General features: G+C 69.8%; 19 protein-coding genes. 7 read left to right on the top strand and 12 right to left on the bottom strand.

Translation table 11 applies throughout. The features are described 5' to 3' along the window. Window positions 1–66 precede the first annotated feature (66 nt). From RTL41_RS12650 to RTL41_RS12630, 5 genes are all read right to left on the bottom strand, one after another. The gene (locus RTL41_RS12650) at window positions 67–1284 is read right to left on the bottom strand and encodes a porin (RefSeq protein WP_312164910.1); all 1218 of its coding nucleotides are present in this window, start codon (window positions 1282–1284) and stop codon (window positions 67–69) included. 270 nt (window positions 1285–1554) lie between these two features. Beyond that, entirely contained in the window at window positions 1555–2364 is an 810-nt protein-coding gene (phnE, locus tag RTL41_RS12645) for a phosphonate ABC transporter, permease protein PhnE (protein ID WP_409418334.1), read from the bottom strand. Between the two features lie 9 nt (window positions 2365–2373). Continuing rightward, on the bottom strand, window positions 2374–3396 hold the full coding sequence (gene phnD / locus RTL41_RS12640; protein ID WP_312164908.1) for a phosphate/phosphite/phosphonate ABC transporter substrate-binding protein: 1023 nt from the start codon (window positions 3394–3396) through the stop codon (window positions 2374–2376). Next, window positions 3393–4187 (bottom strand): phosphonate ABC transporter ATP-binding protein, encoded by a 795-nt coding sequence (gene phnC / locus RTL41_RS12635; protein WP_312164907.1) that lies wholly within the window; start codon window positions 4185–4187, stop codon window positions 3393–3395. The genes phnD and phnC overlap by 4 nt, the downstream gene beginning before the upstream one ends. Before the next feature lie 165 nt (window positions 4188–4352). Next, entirely contained in the window at window positions 4353–4517 is a 165-nt protein-coding gene (locus RTL41_RS12630) for a hypothetical protein (protein WP_312164905.1), read from the bottom strand. 447 nt (window positions 4518–4964) lie between these two features. On the opposite strand from RTL41_RS12630, the gene RTL41_RS12625 reads away from it, so the two are divergent. Together RTL41_RS12625 and RTL41_RS12620 are read left to right on the top strand one after the other, a co-directional pair. Beyond that, complete coding sequence (locus tag RTL41_RS12625; protein WP_312164902.1) at window positions 4965–6218, top strand: type III PLP-dependent enzyme; 1254 nt, start codon at window positions 4965–4967, stop codon at window positions 6216–6218. A gap of 96 nt (window positions 6219–6314) precedes the next feature. Continuing rightward, the gene (locus RTL41_RS12620) at window positions 6315–7376 is read left to right on the top strand and encodes a 1,9-bis(guanidino)-5-aza-nonane synthase (protein WP_267233734.1); all 1062 of its coding nucleotides are present in this window, start codon (window positions 6315–6317) and stop codon (window positions 7374–7376) included. A 47-nt stretch (window positions 7377–7423) separates the two neighbouring features. Here the strand turns inward: RTL41_RS12620 and RTL41_RS12615 are convergent, their stop codons facing one another. Continuing rightward, on the bottom strand, window positions 7424–8251 hold the full coding sequence (locus RTL41_RS12615) for an SDR family NAD(P)-dependent oxidoreductase (protein ID WP_312164900.1): 828 nt from the start codon (window positions 8249–8251) through the stop codon (window positions 7424–7426). A gap of 132 nt (window positions 8252–8383) precedes the next feature. Here RTL41_RS12615 and RTL41_RS12610 point away from each other — a divergent pair, with 132 nt between their 5' ends. Beyond that, entirely contained in the window at window positions 8384–9175 is a 792-nt protein-coding gene (locus tag RTL41_RS12610) for a phosphatase PAP2 family protein (protein ID WP_312164898.1), read from the top strand. 10 nt (window positions 9176–9185) lie between these two features. On the opposite strand, the gene RTL41_RS12605 is transcribed toward RTL41_RS12610, so the two are convergent. The 3 genes from RTL41_RS12605 to RTL41_RS12595 form a co-directional block, all read right to left on the bottom strand. Continuing rightward, window positions 9186–9638, bottom strand: a complete 453-nt coding sequence (locus RTL41_RS12605; protein WP_312164896.1) for a hypothetical protein — start codon at window positions 9636–9638, stop codon at window positions 9186–9188. Window positions 9639–9721: 83 nt separating this feature from the next. After that, complete coding sequence (locus tag RTL41_RS12600; protein ID WP_312164894.1) at window positions 9722–10489, bottom strand: molybdopterin-dependent oxidoreductase; 768 nt, start codon at window positions 10487–10489, stop codon at window positions 9722–9724. Beyond that, window positions 10489–11295 (bottom strand): cytochrome b/b6 domain-containing protein, encoded by an 807-nt coding sequence (locus RTL41_RS12595; RefSeq protein ID WP_312164892.1) that lies wholly within the window; start codon window positions 11293–11295, stop codon window positions 10489–10491. Before RTL41_RS12595 ends, RTL41_RS12600 begins: the two co-directional genes overlap by 1 nt. A 120-nt stretch (window positions 11296–11415) precedes the next feature. Between RTL41_RS12595 and RTL41_RS12590 the strand changes: the two genes are divergently transcribed. Then, window positions 11416–11595 (top strand): hypothetical protein, encoded by a 180-nt coding sequence (locus RTL41_RS12590; protein ID WP_312164889.1) that lies wholly within the window; start codon window positions 11416–11418, stop codon window positions 11593–11595. Here the strand turns inward: RTL41_RS12590 and RTL41_RS12585 are convergent. After that, entirely contained in the window at window positions 11592–11804 is a 213-nt protein-coding gene (locus tag RTL41_RS12585; RefSeq protein WP_312165135.1) for an alkylphosphonate utilization protein, read from the bottom strand. The genes RTL41_RS12590 and RTL41_RS12585 overlap by 4 nt on opposite strands. A gap of 422 nt (window positions 11805–12226) precedes the next feature. Here RTL41_RS12585 and RTL41_RS12580 point away from each other — a divergent pair, with 422 nt between their 5' ends. Continuing rightward, the gene (locus RTL41_RS12580) at window positions 12227–13153 is read left to right on the top strand and encodes a thioesterase family protein (RefSeq protein WP_409418333.1); all 927 of its coding nucleotides are present in this window, start codon (window positions 12227–12229) and stop codon (window positions 13151–13153) included. Here RTL41_RS12580 and RTL41_RS12575 read toward each other — a convergent pair. After that, complete coding sequence (locus tag RTL41_RS12575; RefSeq protein ID WP_312164887.1) at window positions 13150–14028, bottom strand: alpha/beta hydrolase; 879 nt, start codon at window positions 14026–14028, stop codon at window positions 13150–13152. The two genes, RTL41_RS12580 and RTL41_RS12575, sit on opposite strands and share 4 nt — an antisense overlap. Window positions 14029–14288: 260 nt before the next feature. Between RTL41_RS12575 and RTL41_RS12570 the strand changes: the two genes are divergently transcribed. Both RTL41_RS12570 and mnmD read left to right on the top strand, forming a co-directional pair. Further along, a complete protein-coding gene (locus tag RTL41_RS12570; RefSeq protein ID WP_312164885.1) occupies window positions 14289–14573 on the top strand; it encodes a hypothetical protein in 285 nt (94 codons plus the stop codon). Between the two features lie 81 nt (window positions 14574–14654). Then, window positions 14655–16469, top strand: coding sequence for a tRNA (5-methylaminomethyl-2-thiouridine)(34)-methyltransferase MnmD (mnmD, locus tag RTL41_RS12565; RefSeq protein ID WP_312164883.1), 1815 nt, complete (start codon window positions 14655–14657; stop codon window positions 16467–16469). Between the two features lie 122 nt (window positions 16470–16591). On the opposite strand, the gene RTL41_RS12560 is transcribed toward mnmD, so the two are convergent. Continuing rightward, window positions 16592–19726 carry a TonB-dependent receptor domain-containing protein gene (locus RTL41_RS12560; RefSeq protein WP_312164881.1) on the bottom strand — a complete coding sequence of 1045 codons (3135 nt, stop codon included), beginning with the start codon at window positions 19724–19726 and terminating at the stop codon, window positions 16592–16594. Between the last annotated feature and the right edge of the window lie 8 nt (window positions 19727–19734).

Below are 19734 nucleotides of genomic sequence, written 5' to 3'. Positions count from 1 at the left end.
GGAGGCTTCTCCTCGAGGGATTGCGGGGTGCGGGACGGCCCGACGGGCCGCCCCGCTGGGGAGGTCTTAGAAGTCGAACTGGGCGCGGAACTGCAGCGTCTCGACATCGACGTCGGCGCCGACGGCGCGGTTGTCGTTCTCGGACTTCGTGTAGTTCGCCATGAACCGCACATAGGGGTGCGGGTACCAGTTGGCGCCGAGTGTCCAGGCCGAGTACTCGCCGGCCGTGGCCGGGACGTTGAAGTCGGTCAGGTCGGTGTTGTCGTAGCGGACCGCCAGCTCCAGCGCGCCGAAGCCGCCGCTGGTCACCGGGTTCAGGATCTTGGTCCGGCCCCATTCGCCCTTCTTGACGTCGAGGTTCTTCATCTCGCCGGTCACGAACCACGAGCCCGCGACGTAGTAGGTCTTCAGGTTGCTGGAGACGTTGGCCAGACGATCCACGTCGGCGGTCGCCCACTCGCCCTGCACCGAGAACGGGCCCTGGATGAAGACGCCTTCCAGGCCGACCATCTTGTCGGAGACGCCGACCGCGCCGGTGGTGATGTAGCGCGCGCCGTAGTTGGTGTTGTTCCGGGCCTGGTAGGTGAAGTTGGCCTGGTCCTGGCGATCGCGATAGCGCGCCCAGGCGCCGACGTGCAGCTTGGTGGCGTCGCCGTTGATCGGCGCCCAGGTCACCCGGCCGTTGACGCCCAGGGCCTCGCTGCCGCCGTTGGCGGTGGCGGTCGGATCGGCGCTGTTCAGCGAGTCGCCCGAGATCGCCGCGGCGACGGTCCAGTTCTCGCCGTTGGCCTTGACCTGCACGTTCATGACGCGGCCGATGTCCAGCACGTCGTTGAACGGCCCGCGTTCCATGAAGGTCGTGTAGCGCGACGACGAGATGTTCTCGAACGACACGGTCTTGAAGTTGCCGGCCATGATCGAGATGTTGTCGGTCGGCTTGTATTCCAGGATCAGGTCTTCCCACTGGGTCGTCCCGCCGGTCGACGACAGGGTGACTTCGGCCTTGTAGGCCCAGTTGGAGTTCCAGGTGCCTTCGACGCCCAGGCGGGCCGTCCGCAGGCGGGTGACGTTGGCTTCGAAGTCGGCGCCCGTCTGGCGGTCGACTTCCTGGTGCACGAAGTCTTCGTAGACCCGGCCGCGGACCTTGAAGGTCAGCGAGTCGTTCTGGAACTGCGGCGCGCCCTTCCAGGAGGTCGTGGTGTCTTGAGCCTGAGCTCCGCCGGCGATCGCCAGCGCGAGCACGCCGAGCGCCGCCCCGGCGCAAAGCGAGGTGTTGATCTTCATTGTCCGGATCCTTGTAGAGCTATCCCCGTGAGCCCTTTCAGAGGCTTGGGAGGCGGCTTAACGAGGTCCCGTGACGCTTCAGCCAAGCTTCCGCGACGGCCGGTCGTCAGTTTGATGACGGATTTGCGATGGCTCTCGCCGGGCCCGGCAGGAACGGCGCCCGAGCGCTCAGAAACCCTTATGCGCCAGGGATTCCCCGGAATCGCCCATTCGCCGGGCGTTCAGGGACGGGACTCACGAGGCGCCCCGCCTGCGACCTTTTTGACACGCCTAAAGCAGACGCCCACGGATGGTTTGTGACAGCAGGTCGATCAGTGTGACGGCGACCACGATGACGATCGCGATGGCCGCGACCCGCGAGTAGGCGAACGAGTTCAGGCTGTCGAACAGGATCTGGCCGATGCCGCCCGCGCCGATCAGGCCGAGCACCGTGGCCGCGCGGCTGTTCGATTCGAACCGATAGAGCGCATACGAGGTCCACAGCGGCGCGACCTGCGGGATCACCCCCCAGACCACCTCCTGCAACGGGGCCGCGCCGGTGGCGCGCACGCCCTCGACCGGGCCCTTGTCGATGGACTCGACCGCTTCGGAGAACAGCTTGCCCAGCACCCCGCCGGTGTTCAGCGCCAGGGCCATGACCCCGGCGAAGGGCCCCAGGCCCACCGCCACGACGAAGATGGTGCCGATGACCAGGTCGGGCACCGAGCGCAGCATGTCCATCAGCCGGCGGATCGGCAACTGGATGTAGGACGGCGTCACGTTGCGCGCGCCCAGCAGGCCCAGCGGCACCGCGATCAGCACGGCGATGGCCGTGCCCCACAGCGCGATCTGGACCGTCAGCCACATCTGGCCGACCAGGAACGTCCAGTCGCTGAAGTCCGGATGCAGGAACTCCTGCCCGAACTGCCGCATGTTCTCGGAATTCTGGAACAGCATCGGCAGCTTGCGCATCTCGGCCGGGCCGAAGCTGATGACCAGCAGGATGGCGATGCCGCCCCACAGGGCGATATCGAACACCTGCTGCCCCAGCGGCCGCGATGGCGGTTTCAGGAGGTCGGCGTCGGTCACGCTGGCGGTCACGGGACTATCCTACTGGGTCGCGACGGGCTGGCCGGTCTTGGCTTCCAGCGCCGCGCGCTCGGCGGCGATGGTGTCGAGCGCCTTCTGGGCCTGGCCTTCCTTGACCTTGTCGCCGGCGTTGCGCGCCGACAGCAGTTGCTCGGTCGCCTCCATCTCGCGCACCGGCAGCAGGTGCGAGTTGTCGGCCGGGCGGAAGCCGCCGATCGACAGCGCCGCCAGCAGCTTGCGCTGGCGCTCGGCCTCGGCGCCTTCGCCCTGGGCGTAGGTCAGGAAGAACTGGCGCAGCTTCTCCTTCGCCGAGGGGTCCAGGTCGCTGCGCCAGATGATCGGGTCCTCGGGCAGCTTGGGGCTTTCCCAGATCACCCGCACCTGGTCGGCGACCGGCGAGCCACGCTCGCGCTGCAGGCGCAGGGCGGTGGAGTTGTTGGTGGCCACGTCGAGCACGCCCTTGGCCACCGAGAACAGGTTGGCCTGGTGGTTGGCGGTGCGCACCTGCTTGAAGCAGGCCTCCGGCCGGATGCCCCTGGGCGCGAACAGATAGGTCATCGGCGCCAGGGTGCCCGAGGTCGACTTGGCGTCGCCGATCCCGAAGGTCAGGCTCTTGTCGCACTTCAGCACGTCTTCCAGCGTCGTCTTCGAGCTGGCCGGGACGATCAGCAGCGACTTGTAGCCGTCCGTGCCGCTGGGATCGAAGGTGCGGGCGAAGACCTCGCCGTTGGAGCGGCGCACGGCCTCCAGGCCCGACTGGTTGGAGAACCAGCCGGCGTCGGTCTGCTTGAAGCGCAGGGCCTCGATCAGGGCGGTGTAGTTGGACGCGAAGAACGGCTTCACCGGAATGCCGATCGACTTCTCCATGTCGGCCAGGATCGGCTTCCAGAAGGTCTCCATGCTGCTGGAGTTCTCGGTCGCCAGGATCGAGAAGTTGATCACCTTGGGCGGGCCGCCGGCCGGCGTGGTGGTCTCGGACTTGCCGCAGGCCGTTAGACCGAGGGCGGCCAGGCTGCTGCCGATGAGCAGGCGACGGTCGATCATTGCGGGGCTCCTTCCCAGAACACGTCTTCGAATTCCGGGCCGTAGATGTCGATGAGCTGTTTGCGGTCGAGCCCGGAGGCCGCGCCGTCGTAGACGATCTTGCCTGCTTTCAGGGCGACCACGCGGTCGCAATAGCGCAGGGCGTAGTCCACCTGGTGCAGGGTCACGACGACGGTCAGGCCGTCCTGCTGGTTCAGGTCGCGCAAAATTTCCATCACCCGTCGCGCCGACACCGGGTCAAGCGAGGCGACGGGTTCGTCGGCCAGGATGATCTTGGCCTTCTGGACCAGGGCGCGGGCGATGGCCCCGCGCTGCTGCTGGCCGCCGGACAGGGTGTTGGCGCGCTGGCCGGCGTACTCGGCCACCCCGACCCGGGCCAGGGCCGCCATGGTCGCCTGCTTGGTCTCGGCCGGCCAGAAGCCGAACACCCCGCGCAGGAACGGGATGCGGCCCAGCGACCCCAGCGCCACGTTCGAGAACAGGGTCAGGCGCCCGACCAGGTTGAACTGCTGGAAGATGAAGCCGATGCGGATGCGCGCGTCGCGCACCTTGCTGCTGATCCTGCCGTCCGACTGCACCACGCCGCCGAAGGCCTCGATCTTGCCGGCCCCGGCGTCGATGGTCTGCAGGCCGCTGATCGAGCGCAGCAGCGTCGACTTGCCCGAACCCGACGGCCCGATCAGGGCGATCATCTCGCCCTTGCGGACATTGAGCGACACGGAATCGAGGGCCCGACGCGAGCCGAAGCTCTTGGAGGCGTTCCGCACGGACAGTACGGCGGCTTCAGACATGGATGGCGAGGCTTCCCCGGATCGGCGCGCGCACGGACTGACTGTGATCGCCGACCCCTGCGACGGCTTCATGACATAGCGCCACGCTTTCGGTCCAGCCTGCGATGCCACGCCAGCCGTTACGGCAAGTTCCGGGAGACGCCAGCGCAGTCATGCAGCCTTCTTCTACATCAGATCGGCCAGTTCATCCCACACGAAGACGATGTTGTCGGATCGCCACAGCGGCCCCGGATCGGTGAAGCGGCCTGCGCGACGCCCACCGAGCGCCTCGTAGAAGGCGATGGCCGCGGCATCCGCCGGCGAGGCCGGCCGCAACCGGATCTCAGACATTCCCGTCCCCCGGGGTGGAAAGGCAGGACGATGGCATACGGAGGTCGCCTTATTTTTCCTCCCCCATTCATGGGGGAGGGGGACCGGCGCAGCCGGTGGAGGCGGCGGCGGCCGGCCATGAGCTTGCGGCCCGCCCCCTCCACCACGCTGACGCGTGGTCCCCCTCCCCCGCTGACGCAGGGGAGGAAAAGGGGCCCGGCGCAGGGAGCGTCAGGGCCCGCCCCTCAAGGGGTTGCGGCCCCCTGGAAACCAGATGGAAACCACGTCGTGGCCGCCCCCTCGCAAGCCCTGGCGCGGCCAGGGTTTGATGACAATTTCTAGGCGAAGGAACAAACCCCTTTACATCGGGGGTCATCGTCCCTATTTCGCAGCGCTCCGGCGGACCCGATGTCCTGAAAAGCGCTGCTAACGCCGGCTGGGTTCAACTGCCAATGGGGGCTACGTGAATTGCGCACGTACCATACGCCCCTGGACCTGGTCCGTGAGCGGTCACCGGAACGCCCTGTCGCCATTGCGCGACCGGACGCGGTGGCGGTAGCGGCGCGCTGGTTCCAGGAAAATTTCAAGGGCGACGTCTTCTATGCGGTGAAGGCCAATCCTTCGCCATGGGTCATCAAGACCCTCGCTGAGAGCGGCGTGACGTCCTTCGATGTGGCCTCGGTCCCCGAGATCGAGCTGGTCGCGCAGCACGCGCCGGGCTCCCGCATGGCCTTCATGCACCCGGTCAAGAGCCGCGCGGCGATCGCCGCCGCCTATTTCGACCATGGCGTGAAGACCTTCTCGCTGGATACGCACGAGGAACTCGAGAAGATCCTCGCCGCGACCCAGGGGGCCAAGGACCTCAACCTGATCGTCCGTCTCGGCGTCTCCGCCGAGGGCGCGGCCTATTCGCTGGCCGGCAAGTTCGGCGTCGATCCGCACCAGGCCCCCGGCCTGCTGCTGGCGGCCCGCCGCGCGACCCAGGACCTGATGGGCGTCTCGTTCCACGTCGGCAGCCAGTGCATGCGGCCGACGGCCTACCAGGCCGCCATGACCCAGGCCTCGCGCGCCCTGGTCCGCGCCGGGGTGTTCGCCGACGTGGTGGACGTGGGCGGCGGCTTCCCGTCGGTCTATCCCGGCATGGTTCCGCCGGACCTGGCCGACTACATGGACTCCATCGACCGCGGCTTCGCCGAGATGATGGTGCACGAGACGACCGAGCTGTGGTGCGAACCGGGCCGGGCGCTGGTGGCCGAAGGCTCCTCGATCCTCACCAAGGTCGAACTCAAGAAGGCCGACGCGCTCTATCTGAACGACGGGTCCTATGGCTCGCTGTTCGACGCCGCGCACACCAAATGGCCCTTTCCGGTCAAGCTGCTCCGCAGCGAGAACGGCGAGGCCTACGAGGTGAAGGGGCCGCTGAAGCCCTATCGCTTCTGGGGTCCGACCTGCGACTCCCTCGACCACATGCCCGGCCCGTTCTGGCTGCCGGAGGACGTGCGCGAGGGCGACTATGTCGAGATCGGCATGCTCGGCGCCTATGGCGTGGCGATGAACACCCGCTTCAACGGCTACGGCGACGCCGAGACCGTCGAGGCGGCCGACGCGCCCATGGCCTCGATGTTCGGCCTGGCCCGCCGCTCCATTCCGGTTCCCCGCCAGGAGAACCAGAATGTCGTGAAGCTGTCGCGTGCGCGGGGAAAGAAGCGTCGGCGGAAATAAGCCGGCGGCTGCATCGTTATAGGCGCGGCCGGTCGCTCCGTCCCGGCCGCGCTTTTCCATTTCGGACGGGCGCTCAAACTCTAGAGGTTTCAGAGAATGAACGCTGACGTTCAGAAGTCGAACCGCAAGGCCGAACTGCTGGCCAACACCGTCGAGCACGTGGCGATCGACCAGTACGACGCCCGCCCGGTCATCGACGCCATGCGCAAGATGAGCTTCACCAGCCGCGACACCGCGCGCGCCGCCGACATCTGGTCGATGTCGCTGGAGGACAAGGACTGCTCGACCTGGCTGACCCTGGCCGGTTCGACCAGCGCCGGCGGCTGCATGCACATCTACCGCGACATGGTGAAGTACGGGATGATCGACACGATCGTCGCCACCGGCGCCTCGATCGTCGACATGGATTTCTTCGAAGCCCTCGGCTTCAAGCACTACCAGGCCCAGTCGAACGTCGACGACCGCGACCTGCGCGACCTCTATATCGACCGCATCTACGACACCTATATCGACGAGGAAGAGCTCCAGAACTGCGACGGCACGATCTACGAGATCTGCAACCTGCTGGAGCCGCGCCCCTATTCGTCGCGCGAGTTCATCTGGGAGATGGGCAAGTGGCTGGCGGCCGGCAACGCCAAGAAGCCGGACTCGCTGATCGAGACCGCCTATCGCGAAGGCGTGCCGATCTTCTGCCCGGCCTTCGTCGACTCGTCGGCGGGCTTCGGCCTCGTCAAGCACCAGGTCGAGAAGATGAAGGAGGGCAAGCCCTACCTGACCATCGACGCGGTCGCCGACTTCCGCGAACTGACCGACATCAAGCTGGCGGCGGGCACGACGGGCCTGTTCATGGTCGGCGGCGGCGTGCCGAAGAACTTCGCCCAGGACACCGTGGTCTGCGCCGAGATCCTCGGCCACGAGGCCGAGATGCACAAGTACGCGGTCCAGATCACCGTGGCCGACGTGCGCGACGGCGCCTGCTCGTCCTCGACGCTCAAGGAAGCCTGCTCCTGGGGCAAGGTCGACGTGACCTGGGAACAGATGGTCTTCGCCGAAGCCACGACCGTCGTCCCGCTGATCGCCTCCGACGCCTGGCACCGCGGGTCGTGGAAGACCCGCACGAAGCCGCGCTGGAACAAGCTCTTCGAAAAGAAGGCCTGAGGCTTAGACAAGACGGCGTCCTTCGGGGCGCCGTTTTTCCTTGGGGACTATTGGCCGGCCATGAACCGGTCGAACCGGTCCTTCCAGTCGGGATGCCAGCGCGACAGCGCCGGCCGGTTCTCGACGATGTCGCCGGCGGTCCAGAGCACGCGCTTCTCGTCCACCGCCCGCGGCGTCTCGTTGTCCTCGCACCACAGGTAGAAGTCGCCGCGCGCGATCCCCTCGAACATGCGCTCGACCACCTGCTCGGGCGTCCACGCCGCGGTCGGGCGCTCGGGGATGCGCCGGGCGATCATGCCGGTATAGGTGAACCCCGGCACCAGCAGGTGGGCGCTCACCTGGCAGCCGGGCGTGTTGCGCAGCGTGTGCGCCAGCCCCTCGGTCAGCGCCTTCACCCCCGCCTTCGAGACATTGTAGGCGGTGTCGCCCGGCGGCATGGTCACGCCCTGCTTGGACCCGGTGTTGATCACCAGCCCCGGCGCGCCGGCCTCGGCCATGGCCGGCGCGAAGGCCTGCACGCCATGCAGCACCCCCATCAGGTTGATCCCCAGCACCCGCGACCAGCCCTCGGGATTGGACAGCGCATCGCCGCCGCCGCCGACCCCGGCGTTGTTCATCAGCACCGAGACCGCGCCCAGCCGTTCGGCCACCGTGCGCGCCAGCCCCTCCACCGCCTGGCGGTCCGACACGTCGACACGCACCGCGATCGCCTGGTCGCCCAGCTCGGCCTGCACGCGCGCCAGGCCCTCGGCGTCGGCGTCGGCCAGGCACACCCGCAGCCCCTCCCGCACGAAGCGGCGGGCCGCCGCCTCGCCGATGCCGCCCGCCGCACCCGTGACGACGGCGACGTTTCCAGGGGCGATGGCGCGATGCATGGCGATCTCCAGGATGCAGATTGTGGGCCGCACTCTATCGGCTCGCGCGCGTGCGGTGACTCAAATCTGAGCGGAGAGGCTTGAACGGCGCACGCGCCTCCGCATGATCGGGGCCCGTTCGGGAGGGATGTCATGAACCGCCTATTGATCAGCCTGGCCGCCGCCCTGGCCCTCGCCGCCTCGGGCGCAGCCCTCGCCCAGCAGCACCCGGCCCCCGAGCCCAGCGGCTATCTCGGCGAGGCCGCGCCCGACACCTACAAGATCCTGCCTCCGGCCCCGACGCCCGGCACGATCCGCTACCAGGCCGACCGCTCGGCCTTCCTGGCCACCCGCGCGCTGAAGGACAGCCCCCGCTGGTCGCTGGCCAGCGCCGACGCCGACGAGGCCGCGATCGTCAAGGACATGAGCTGCGCCCTCGGCATGGAGCTGACCGCGCAGACCGCGCCCAGGCTGACCGGCATCCTGATGACCGCCCGCTACGACGTGCGCCGCGCCGTCAACCATCCCAAGGACATCTACAAGCGCCAGCGCCCTTACCTGATCGACGAGGGCGACATCTGCGTGGCCAAGACCGAGGGCCTGGCCAAGAGCCCCGACTACCCCTCCGGCCACACCACCTGGGGCTGGACCGTCGGCCTGATCCTGGCCGAGCTGGTTCCCGACCGCTCGACCGAGATCCTCGCCCGCGCCCGTTCGTTCGGCGAGAGCCGGCTGGTCTGCGGCGTGCACAATATGAGCGCGGTCGAGGCGGGGCGCACCAACGGCTCCATCGTCGTCGCCGGCCTGCACGGCTCGGCCCGGTTTCGCGCCGACATGGACGCCGCCCGCAAGGAGCTCGCCGCCCTGCGCAAGGGCGCCAAGGCCCCCGACGGCGCGGCCTGCTCGGCCGAGGCCGAGCTGATCGCCCGATCGCCCTACAACTAAGCCGCCTTAGCTAGAGGCTCGTTGCCAGTTGCAGGCCGGCCAGCCCCAGCATGGCGGCCAGGCAGATGATGTGGTCGTGGTAGATCTGCACCGCCAGATGGGTCTGCACCTGCGGCAGGTCCACCGCCTGCCCCAGCCGCACGGCGTTGCGCACGGTGCGGCCCAGGGCCAGCCCGATCGCCAGCACCGCCAGCAGCAGCGAGACCACCCCGACCCAGACCGCATGCGCGCCCTGGACCATCTGGACCAGGATCGCCGCCAGGGTCAGCGCCATCACCGACGAGATCAGCCAGTTCATCGGCCACGCCTCGGTCGTCACCCGCCGGTAGTAGGCCGAGATCGAGGCCAGCACCTCGTTCGAGGCCCGGTCGGGACCACGCCGTTGCACCTGGACGTCGAACATCAGGTCAAGCCACAGCACGGCGACCAGGAAGCCGGCGCCGGAGGCGATGAAAGCATTCATGCTCAGAGCCCTGTCCCACGGGGGCCCGCCCCCGCCCCGGCCAGTTCCGTGAATTCCGTCGCCGATGTCAATTCCAGGCGATCTCAGATGCCGGCGTACCACTCGTAGCCGCGGTCTTCCCAGAACCCGCCCTTGCCGGCGCCGAGCCCGGCCAGGTCGGCGACCGCCTCGATCCGCATGACGTACTTGGCGTGCTTGTAGCCCAGTTGCCGCTCGACCCGCAGCCGCAGCGGCGCCCCGTGCTTCACCGCCAGCGGCGCGCCGTTCATGTCGTAGGCCAGGATGGTCTGCGGGTGATAGGCGTCGATCAGGTCGATGCTCTCGTAATAGCGGCGCAGGCCCTCGGGCGCGTTCGGGTCCAGGGTGTCGGCGCAATGGAAGACGATGTAGCGCGCGCCCGCCTTCAGCCCGGCCCGGTCCAGCAGCGGCCCCAGCCGCGCGCCCGACCACTGGCCGATCGCCGACCAGCCCTCGACGCAGTCGTGGCGGGTGATCTGGGTCCGCGCCGGCTGGGCGCGCAACTGCGCCATCGTCAGCGACAGCGGCCGCTCCACCAGGCCGTCGATCACCAGCCGCCAGTCGGCGAACCCGCCCTCGACCAGGGCGCGGTACTCGGGGTCGCCTGGCGCGGTGGAGCCGTTGGCGCGGAAGTCCGGCGAGATCTCGGCCGGCGTGAACTCCTGGGCCAGCGCCCGGCGATCGACGACCAGCCGCTGGACCCGCCGGGTCAGGCCCTCGGCGCGCGCCAGGCCCCTCTGGACCCCGGGGTTCATGGTGAGCCTGTCGCAGGCCCCCAGCACCGCGCCCATCGCCGCGGCCGCGGCGCCCGACAGCCAGGAGCGGCGGTTCATCATGGCTCTCCCCGGCGGACCGCGAACCTGCCGGTGATCATCGCGCGCAGGCCGTTCACCGGCCCGGCGACCAGCACCATCGCCACGTGGACCAGCACGAACAGCACGATCAGACCGGCGCAGATGAAGTGGATCGTCCGCGCCGACTGCCGCCCGCCGAACAGCTCCGGCAGCCAGGGCAGGCCGGCGTTCATGCCCGGCGACATCGACAGCCCGGTCAGCACCATCAGCGGCAGCAGCCCGAAGATCACCGCCAGATAGGCCAGCTTCTGCAGGGCGTTGTAGCGCAGGGCGGCGGGACCCTTGGGGAACCTCAGGCGCGCATGGTCGGCGATCTCGCGCAGCAGATGGCGCGCCGCGGCCTGATCGCGCGCCAGCAGCAGGTCGCGCCGGATGTGGCCGCCGATCAGCCCGCCCCCGACATAGACCAGCCCGTTCAGCACGAAGAGCCAGGCGAAGGCGAAGTGCCAGCGCCGCCCGTCGGCCAGGCTGCGATAGCTGGGCAGGGTCGCCCAGGCCGGAAAGCCGCGCACCTCGCCGTCCGAGAAGCCCAGCACCCCGGTGGTCTCGAAATAGGCCGAGCCGACCTTGGTCACGCCCACGCCCTGGCCCCCGCGCTCGGCCGCGAACAGCGACACCCATGGATCGGCAAAGGTGGAGACGTCGCCCCAATAGAGCGCCGGGTGCGCGTTGAAGATCTGCAGGCCGCTCAGCAGCAGCACGACCACGGCCGCCAGGTTGACCCAGTGGGTCACGCGCGTCACCAGGCCGTGCCGGCGAACGAGCATGCTGGCGGGCGGCGGCATCTGGCTTCCTCCGGGGGCGCTCGACTGTGGCATGTAGCCGATACGGCGGCCACTCCTGGCCGGATGCCTGGAACGTCGCGGCCCTCCGGCGATTTTTCCTTCAGGCCAGGAGGACGTCCAATGCCGCAACCCCGTGATCCGACGCCGAACCGCCCGTCGCCGCCGCGCCGCCGGCCCCCGGGCGAGGCCCCGCCCGACGCCGCCCGCGATCTGGAAGAGAGCCGCAGCTTCGCCACCGACACCCCGCCCGGCGGCCATATGGGCGCGGCCGGCGACCCGGCCGAAGGCAAGCGCGACTAGAGCTTGCGCACGAACTCGGCGCGCAGCACCAGGCCCTTGATGCTCTCGTGGCGGCAGTCGATCTCCTGCTCGTCGCCGGTCAGCCGGATCGACCGGATCACCGTGCCGCGCTTCAGGGTCTGGCCCGCGCCCTTGACCTTCAGGTCCTTGATCAGGGTGACGCTGTCGCCGTCGGCCAGCAGGTTGCCCACCGCGTCGCGCACGTCCACCTGCTGGGCGCTCGCGGCGTTCTTCGCGGCGTCCGCCGCGCTGACCCACTCGCCCGTGGTTTCGTCATAGACGAACTCGTCGTTGTTTCCGCTCATGCCGTCCTCGCAACCTGATTCGGCAGTGGCTTAGAGCTTCGAAGCGACGAGAGCCAGCCGCCGGCGTCTCATTTCCTCCCCGCGCATGGTCTCCCCCGCCCCCGCGTCATCCCGGTTTCGGCCGCAGGCCGAAGACCGGGACCCATGAACACCTGATCTCGCAAGCCTCGCGCAGCCGGCGCCCCATCCCGCCATCGCGGCCTCAATGGACCCCGCTCTTGCCTCGCAAACCGGGATGGCGCCGGAACCCATCGCCTCCCCCGGCTGGCGCCCCGGGGGCGCACCCCCTAAGGTCCCGCCGTTCGAATTTCCGGGGGAGCATCCAAGTGTCTGGCGTCGAGGTCTGGAGCGGCGGGGTCAACACCTGGGAATGCGACGAGATGGGCCACATGAACGTCCGCTTCTGGGTCGCCAAGGCCCAGGAGGGGCTGGCCGGCCTGGCCGCCCGACTCGGGATGCCCCGCGCCTTCGCCGCCGACGGCGAGTCGACCCTGATCGTCCGCGAGCAGCACATCCGCTTCCTGCGCGAGGCCAAGCCCGGCGCCTCGCTGCACATGACCGGCGGCGTGATCGAGATGGGCGAGTGCGACGCGCGGCTGCTGCTGGTCATCCGCCATCTGGACGGCCATCCGGCCGCCACCTTCCAACTGCGGGTCGACCACGCCACGGCGCGCGAGCTGCGCCCCTTCCCCTGGCCCGCGCGCATCCTCGACCAGGCCAGGGCGCTGGCCGTCGAGGTTCCGCCCTACGCCGCCGCGCGCAGCATCGACCTCTCGCCGGTGACGTCCACCGCCAGCCTGCCGCGGGCGCATGAGCTGGGCCTCAAGCGCATCGGCCTCGGGGTCGTGGGGCCGGCCGAATGCGACGTGTTCGGACGGATGCGGCCCGAGATCTTCATCGGCCGGGTCTCCGACGGGGTCGGCCGGCTGTTCGGCGACGTTCGGCCCGGCCCCGAAGTCGCGCAGGACCAGCCCGCGCCCCGCATCGGCGGCGCTGTGCTCGAGTACCGGGTGCTGCACCTGGCCTGGCCCGAGGCCGGCGACGGAGTCGAGCTGCGCTCGGGCTTCGCCGGCTGCGATGCGCGCACCCGCCGGGTGATGCACTGGATGCTGGACCCGCAGACCGGCCAGGCCTGGGCCAGCGCCGAGGCCGTGGTCGTCTCCTTCGACCTCGACTTGCGCAAGGTCGTGGATATCTCGCCGCAGGCCCAGGACGCGTTCCGCGCCGCCTCGCCGCCCGGCCTGGCGCTCTAGAGCGCGGCGGCCCGCAACGCCGCCTGCACCAGGTCCGGCCGCTCCATCGGCAGGAAGTGGGTGGTCCCCGCAACCGTCTCCATCGCGATCCGGCCGGCGGCGACCAGGGCGTCCAGCTTCGGGTCCTCGCGGCAGGTCGAACCTTCCCCCGCGCGCAGGATGCGGATCGGGACCTGGGCCTGCTCGAACGCCCCCCAGGTGTCGTGGGCGTGGGACGAGAAGTTGGAGGCTTCCCACTCCGGCGCGCAGGCGAGTTCGACCTGGCCGTCGGGACGCTCGCGGAAGCCGTCGGCCACGTAGTCGGCCAGCGTCTCGGCGCTCCAGGTCCTGAAGGCGCCGCGGCCGGTATAGGCGCTGACCACGCTGGCCTTGTCGGGGAACACCGAACGGCGGCGCAGGGCGCCCTGGGCCAGGGGCGAGTTGGCGAACTGCTCGGGATCGACCAGGCCGGCCGAGGCGATCACCACCGGATCGAACAGCACGACGCTGCGCACCCGCTCGGGCGCCTGCGCCTGAGCCAGCACGCAGGCCGTGCCGCCCATCGAGTGCCCGGCCAGCACCACGTCGCGCAGGTCGAGCGCGGCCAGCAGCGCCAGCAGGTCGTCCCGCAGCCCGTCCCAGGAGGTGCGGCCTTCGGTTTCGGCCGGCAGGGTCGAGCGTCCGTGTCCGCGCTGATCCACGGCCAGGATCCGCAGCTCACGCGCCAGCGGCGCCAGGATCGCGCGATAGGTGCGGGCGTTGAAGCCGTTGGCGTGCACGAAGACCACGTCCACGGGCCGCTGGGGATCGCCGAAATCCAACGCCGCCATGGCGCCGCCGCGGCCCTCCAGGTCGATCAGCCGCGCCCGCGGCGCCTCCGCCAGAACCGAATCCATCGCCAAACCCTCCGCCGACCGCCTATCGCGCCGCGCACCATCCTTCGAAACCACATTGACGCGCCGTCCGACAACACCCGTGAAGGCCTTGGTTTTCCAGGCGATCGACGGCTGGGCTGTAAAAGTGATCACGAGGGCGTGAATTAAAGCCTTGCCCTGAGCGCGAAGCCGGGCATATTCCGAAACAGCGCAGCGAAGTTCCCCGTCAGGGGCGCCTCGTTGGGCGCCTTCTAACCTCCGTTTCCAGGGGACCCAGGGACATGACCACCGAAATCCTTCGCAAGCTGCTCGTCGCCGGCGCCGCCGTCGCCGCTCTGTCCGTCGCCGCTTGCGGCAAGCCGGCCGAAAAGGCCGCTGACGCTGCCGAAGCCACCGCCGAAACCGCGACCGACGCCGCCGCCACCGCGACCGACGCCGCCGCCACTGCCGCTGACGCCGCCGCCGACGCCACGAAGGCCGCTGGCGACGCGACCGACGCCGCTGCCGCCGCTGCTGCTGCTCCGGCCGACGCCGCTGCTGAAGCCGCTGCTCCGGCCGCGAAGTAAGTCTTTCGAACGCATCTGCGTTCTTGAGCGAAGGGCCGTCCCGAGGGGCGGCCCTTTTCTATTGCGCGTTATAACGGCGCGATGAGCGACGAATCCCCCCTCGCCTGGACCGACGACGGCCAACCGCGATCGCGGCTCTATGGCGACGTCTATTTCTCCGCCGAGGACGGCCTGGCCGAGACCCGCGCGGTGTTCCTGCAAGGCTGCGGCCTGCCGCAGGCCTGGGCCGGACGGCGGGCCTTCACGGTCGGCGAGCTGGGCTTCGGCACCGGCCTCAACATCCTGGCCCTGCTCGATCTCTGGCGGCGCAGCGCCCCGCCGGGCGGGCGCCTGCACGTCTTCAGCATCGAGGCCCACCCGATCACCGCGCAGGAGGCCGCGCGCGCCCTCTCGCGCTGGCCCGAGCTCGCCGACCTGGCCGGCCTGCTGGTGCGCCGCTGGCCCGGCCGCGCCCGGGGCTTTCACCGGATCGACCTGCCCGAGCTGGGCGCCGTCCTCGACCTGGCGGTGATGGACGTCGAAAGCGCCCTGGCCGAGTGGAGCGGGCAGGCCGACGCCTGGTTCCTCGACGGCTTCTCCCCGGCGCTCAATCCGGCCATGTGGCGCGAGGAGATCATGGCCCTGGTCGCCGCCCGTTCGGCGCCCGGCGCCCGCGCCGCCACCTTCACCGTCGCCGGCGCGGTCCGTCGCGGCCTCGCCGCCGCCGGCTTCGAGGTCGAGAAACGCCCCGGCTTCGGGCGCAAGCGCGAACGGTTGGAAGCGCGGCTACCCGGCGCGGTCTCGGAGCCGCCTTTCCCGAGAGTCGCCGTGGTCGGGGCGGGGATCGCCGGAGCCGGCGCGGCCCGCGCCCTGCGCGCCCTTGGCTGCGATCCCGTGGTCCTCGACGCCGAAGGCCCCGGCGCCGGCGCCTCGGGCAATCCCGCCGCCCTGGTCACCCCGCGCCTGGACGCCGGCCTTGGCCCGCTGGCCCGGCTCTTCGCCCAGGCGTTCGCCCGGGCGGGGCGGCTCTATGACGAGCCGCCGGACGCGATCATCGCCCGCAGCGTGCTGCAACTGGCCGGCGGCGAGCGCGACCTGGAGCGGTTCGGCAAGATCGCCGCCGCCGACCTCTTCGAGCCGGGCGCGCTGTCGCTGCTGGAGGTCGAGGCGGCCAGCGCTCGCCTGGGCGAGCCTTCCCCCGCCCCGGCGCTGGACCTGGCCGCCGCCCTCGTCGTCGAGCCGGCGGCGATCCTCTCGGCCTGGATCGGCCCCGTCCTGCGCGCCGAGGTCGCGAGCCTCGCCCCCACGGACGGCGGCTGGCGGCTGCTGGACGCCGCGGGCGGCACGATTGTGGAAGCCGAGGCGGTAATCCTGACGATAGGCCCCGCTATCGGCGCCTTGCTGGACGGCCTGCCGATCGGCCCCGTCCGCGGCCAGGCGAGCTGGACGCGCGCCGCCCGCCCCGCCCAGGCCGCCGCCTGGGGCGGCTATGCGGTCCCCACCCGCGATGGCCTGCTGTTCGGCGCCACCCATGACCGCGGCGAGACCGCCACCGACCTGCGCGCCGCCGATCACGAGCGCAACCGCGCCACCCTGGCCGCCGCCTTGCCGGGCCTCGCCGCGCGGCTGGTCGGAGCCGAGCTGGACGGCCGCGCCTCGGTCCGCGCCGCCACGCCCGACCACCTGCCGCTGGCCGGCGCCGCGCTAGGCCTGGCCGGGGTTCACGTGCTGGCCGGCCTGGGATCGCGCGGCTTCTGCCTGGCGCCGCTGCTGGCCGAGCACGTCGCCGCCCAGGTCCTCGGCGCGCCCTCGCCCCTGCCCGCGCCCCTGGCCGAGCTGGTCGCCCCGGACCGATTCCGGAAGCGCGCGGCCCGCAAAGGTCATAGCCTCGCGCCCCAGGCAGCGAAGGGAGCATGAGCATGGCCCCGCTTACGCCTGAGAAGGCCAAGCCCTGAAAAGAAAAAGCGGGCGCCGCCTTCGAGGGGGCGACGCCCGCAGATCGGCCCTGCGCCTGAAAACCGCGCTGGCCGGAGGTCTGCCTAGAAGCGCTTCTTGAGCGCCACCGCATAGACGCGGCCGAGCGGGTTACCGCTGCCCGGGTCATAGTTGTACTGGGTGCCCAGCGCGAAGGGCGGATCCTCGTCGAACATGTTCTGGACCGTCACGGTCGCCGTCGTGTCCCACGGCAGTTCGACCCGATAGGTCAGGTCGTGCTGCCAGTATTCCGAGATCTTGATCGGCTTCTTCAGGGCCGCGGCCAGGGCGATGGAGTTGGTCTCCACCTGGTTGGTCGAGGAGACGAACCGCGTCTGCCAGCGCAGGTTATGGATGCCGCTGGACCAGTTCATGTAGGCGTTGGCGCGCAGCTTGTTGTAGCCGGTGAACAGCGAGGCGCGATAGGTGCCGGCCCGCTCCTGGACGCCCGCCGCGTTCGAGGGGAAGCCCTCGATCATGTAGGGCGCCTCGTCGTACTTCAGCAGGTAGGTCCCGTCGAAGCCGGCGGTCAGGACGCCGCTCAGCACCTCGCCGACGTCGAGGTTGGCCTGGAAGTCGACGCCCGAGGTCTTCACCTTGCCGCCGTTGATGTACTGGGTGCGGTAGGAGAGGATGTTGGCGCGGCTGCAGGCCCCGGCGAAGGTGAACCTGGCCTGGACCGCGGCATAGGCGGCGGCGCCGCAGTTGCCGGTCGCCGAGCCGCCCGGGAACATCACGTTCAGCAGGTCGGCCGTGACCTCCGAGGTCAGCGGGTCCTCGAAGTCGAAGTTCCAGTAGTCGATCGTGCCGCGGAAGTTCGCGAAGTTCACCGCCGCGCCGACGTTGTAGGTGAAGGCGGTTTCCGGATCGAGGTTCGGGTTCCCGTAGAGGTCGTTGGCCCGGTAGGTGCCGTTGGCGTTGGTCAGGCCGCGGGTGAAGTTCGTCGTCGTGATCGTCGCCGCCGGCGCGCGGTAGGTGGTGCCGACCGAGCCGCGCAGGGCCAGCCAGTCCTGGACCTGCCAGCGGATCGCCGCCTTCGGATTGAACGTCTCGCCCTGGCTCTCATAGTACTCGTAGCGCCCGGCGAGGGTCAGTTCGAGGCTGTCGGTGAACGGGATCTTGGTCTCGGCGAAGACCGCGCTGATCTTCCGGTTCACGTCGTACGGACGCAGGTTCGCATTGAACAGGAAGGGACCGTTGGCGGTGGTCGGGCAGAACGGCGAGCCGTCCCCGTACGGCACCGAGTCCACGCAGGGCGTGGCGTTGGCGTCGTAGATGACGTCCGGGTCCTGGATCGTCCGGTCGTAGCGATACTGGGCGCCGGCCGCCCAGGCGACGTTGCCGCCGCCGAAGTCCCAGGGCAGTTCGCCGTTGACCACCAGGTCGGCGACGAACAGCTCCGAGGAGATCTCGTTGCGCTGCTTGTCGTCCATCCAGGCGACCACCGCGCCGCGGTTGGCGGCCGCGTCGTTGAAGCCGGGGATGGCGCTGTCGGCGACGTAGAAGGGGTTCGGCCCCACCTGCGCCAGGCTCTCGCCGAAGGCGTTGGTGAACGGGTTGAAGTAGAAGCAGCCCAGGGCCGCATTGCCGGCGTTGGTGGTGTAGTTGGCGGTTTCGGCCGCCGTGCACTGGTCGGAGGCGCCGTCGCGGCTGCCGAAGCCGCGCAGGGCGAGTTGCAGCCGGTTAACCGACAGGTCTTCGAGGTTATAGTTGTAGTCCTGCTTCTGGTAGGTCAGCGCCAGGTCGAAGCCGAGCCCGTTCTCGAACCGTCCCCGGAAGCCGCCGGACACCCGCGCCGTATCGACCTTGTAGGTGTAGTGGGCGTGCTGGTCGTCGGTATAGGGATTGCCCGCGAAGCCGATCGGACGCCAGACGCTCTGGCTGGTCGCCACGCCGTAGGCCAGGGCGTTGGCCACCCCCGCCCGCGCCATCGCCAGGCCGGTCGCGCAGCTCGCCGCATCCACCCCGTAAGGCAGGTTCGGCCCCGCGCAGCTCGCCGCGTTGATCTGCGAGATCAGCGCCAGCAGGCCCGGGTTGGTGTTGGGAATGTAGAAGCGCGACTGCTCGCCGGTGCCGGTCGCCGGGATCGGCGAGACCCCGCCGCCGGGCGAGGCGCCGGAGGCCAGTTGCGGCGCCGGGAACTGGTTCGGCCCGGTCACGGCCCAGCTTTGCAGCGGGGTTTCGTGCATGGCGTACAGCACTTCGATGTTGGCGGTGATGTTGTCCGTCACGTCGAAGTTGAACTTGCCGTAGGCCTGGTAGTGGTGCTCGTCCTCAACCAGGTTGTCGAAGCTGGTGTACTGGAAATTGCAGACGCTGGAGTCCGGCACCACGGCCCGGGCCCCGATCAGGGTGGTAAGGTTGTAGGGCGCGCCGCCATTGGCCGCGCAACCGATGTCCGGCAGGACGCCCGTGAAGGTCGCCGCGCTGAAACCGCTCGTCGGCGAGCCGACCGGGGCGGTGGTCGCATAGTTGTAGCCGCCGGGGTTGCCGGTGCCGGCCCAGCCGCCCAGCGGGTTTTCCAGGAAGCCGTCGGCTCCGGTCCGGATCGCCCAGTCGCGTTCGAAGATCGGCATCTCCGACCGGCGCCGGTAGCCGAAGGTGAGCAGGGCGTCCGCACGCTCCCACTTCTTGCCCCAGGCGACCGAGGCCTCGTAGTCGCCGTCGGAGCCGTCGATGAACTGGTACTGGCCGCCGACCTCGAAGCCGTCGAGATCGCTGCGGGTGATGAAGTTGACCACCCCGCCGATGGCGTCGGAGCCATAGGTGGCGGCCGCGCCGTCCTTCAGCACCTCGACCCGGCCGATCGCCGCGGTCGGCAGCAGGTTGATGTCGACCGAATTCAGGCCCTGGGGCGAGACCGGCACCCGCCGGCCGTTGAACAGCACCAGGGTCCGGGCGCCCGTCACCGTCGAGTTCAGGCTGCGCAGGTTGACCGTGGCCGCGCCGGAGCCCGAGCCGAAGCGGTTGTTCTCGCCGATCACCGCGCCCGACGACGGGATGGTCTTGATGAACTGGACCATGGTCGGCGAGCCGCGGGTCTCGAGCTCCTTGGAGCCGATGACGTCCACCGGCAGGGCCGCATCCTCGGGCGTGCCGGCGATAAACGAGCCGGTGACGACCACCTCCTCGACGGTGGATACCTGGCTGGACTGGGCTTGGGCTGAACTGTTGGCTGAAATTGCCAGGACGACGGCCAATATTGAGC

Source organism: Phenylobacterium sp. (assembly GCF_031984885.1).
In the GTDB taxonomy this organism is placed as follows: domain Bacteria; phylum Pseudomonadota; class Alphaproteobacteria; order Caulobacterales; family Caulobacteraceae; genus Phenylobacterium.
This window is presented reverse-complemented; position numbering and strand designations above follow the sequence as displayed.

Bases quoted from the DNA above. Each gene is read 5' to 3' on its own strand.
- RTL41_RS12650 (WP_312164910.1), bottom strand. From the start codon at position 1,284: ATGAAGATCAACACCTCGCTTTGCGCCGGGGCGGCGCTCGGCGTGCTC.
- phnD (WP_312164908.1), bottom strand. From the start codon at position 3,396: ATGATCGACCGTCGCCTGCTCATCGGCAGCAGCCTGGCCGCCCTCGGT.
- phnC (WP_312164907.1), bottom strand. From the start codon at position 4,187: ATGTCTGAAGCCGCCGTACTGTCCGTGCGGAACGCCTCCAAGAGCTTC.
- RTL41_RS12630 (WP_312164905.1), bottom strand. From the start codon at position 4,517: ATGTCTGAGATCCGGTTGCGGCCGGCCTCGCCGGCGGATGCCGCGGCC.
- RTL41_RS12620 (WP_267233734.1), top strand. From the start codon at position 6,315: ATGAACGCTGACGTTCAGAAGTCGAACCGCAAGGCCGAACTGCTGGCC.
- RTL41_RS12615 (WP_312164900.1), bottom strand. From the start codon at position 8,251: ATGCATCGCGCCATCGCCCCTGGAAACGTCGCCGTCGTCACGGGTGCG.
- RTL41_RS12610 (WP_312164898.1), top strand. From the start codon at position 8,384: ATGAACCGCCTATTGATCAGCCTGGCCGCCGCCCTGGCCCTCGCCGCC.
- RTL41_RS12605 (WP_312164896.1), bottom strand. From the start codon at position 9,638: ATGAATGCTTTCATCGCCTCCGGCGCCGGCTTCCTGGTCGCCGTGCTG.
- RTL41_RS12600 (WP_312164894.1), bottom strand. From the start codon at position 10,489: ATGAACCGCCGCTCCTGGCTGTCGGGCGCCGCGGCCGCGGCGATGGGC.
- RTL41_RS12595 (WP_312164892.1), bottom strand. From the start codon at position 11,295: ATGCCGCCGCCCGCCAGCATGCTCGTTCGCCGGCACGGCCTGGTGACG.
- RTL41_RS12590 (WP_312164889.1), top strand. From the start codon at position 11,416: ATGCCGCAACCCCGTGATCCGACGCCGAACCGCCCGTCGCCGCCGCGC.
- RTL41_RS12575 (WP_312164887.1), bottom strand. From the start codon at position 14,028: ATGGATTCGGTTCTGGCGGAGGCGCCGCGGGCGCGGCTGATCGACCTG.
- RTL41_RS12570 (WP_312164885.1), top strand. From the start codon at position 14,289: ATGACCACCGAAATCCTTCGCAAGCTGCTCGTCGCCGGCGCCGCCGTC.
- mnmD (WP_312164883.1), top strand. From the start codon at position 14,655: ATGAGCGACGAATCCCCCCTCGCCTGGACCGACGACGGCCAACCGCGA.